We start from the raw sequence: 265 nt of genomic DNA, 5'->3' as shown, positions 1-265 counted from the left end.
ATTAACGGGCGCCAGCTCCCTTCCGAGCCGGTAGCCGCATCCTGCATAAAGTAAACGCCAGCACGATTAAGTAAGTCGCTGGCAGATAACAACGCCACCCTTGCTTCATCGATCTTCGACTGTTGCAAAAGCACCTGCTGATTATGCTGTTCATTAATCTGCGCGTCCCTGACAGAGGCTGAGAGCATAAGCGAGGATGCAATCTGCAAAACAGAGAACAGTGCAATAATACAAATGATACCGGTTAACAGACCAAACTGACGGG

At 49.4% G+C, this 265-nt stretch carries 1 protein-coding gene; it reads right to left on the bottom strand.

Translation table 11 applies throughout. From position 1 onward, the window contains the following. Positions 1-265 (bottom strand): Tar ligand binding domain-containing protein (locus FDX22_RS31740; RefSeq protein WP_255433023.1); only part of this gene is annotated, 265 nt, incomplete at both ends.

It is taken from the genome of Citrobacter sp. TBCS-14 (assembly GCF_005280805.1).
In the GTDB taxonomy this organism is placed as follows: domain Bacteria; phylum Pseudomonadota; class Gammaproteobacteria; order Enterobacterales; family Enterobacteriaceae; genus Citrobacter; species Citrobacter gillenii.
The sequence above is the reverse complement of the archived record's forward strand: the minus strand, read 5'-3'. Positions and strand labels throughout refer to the sequence as shown.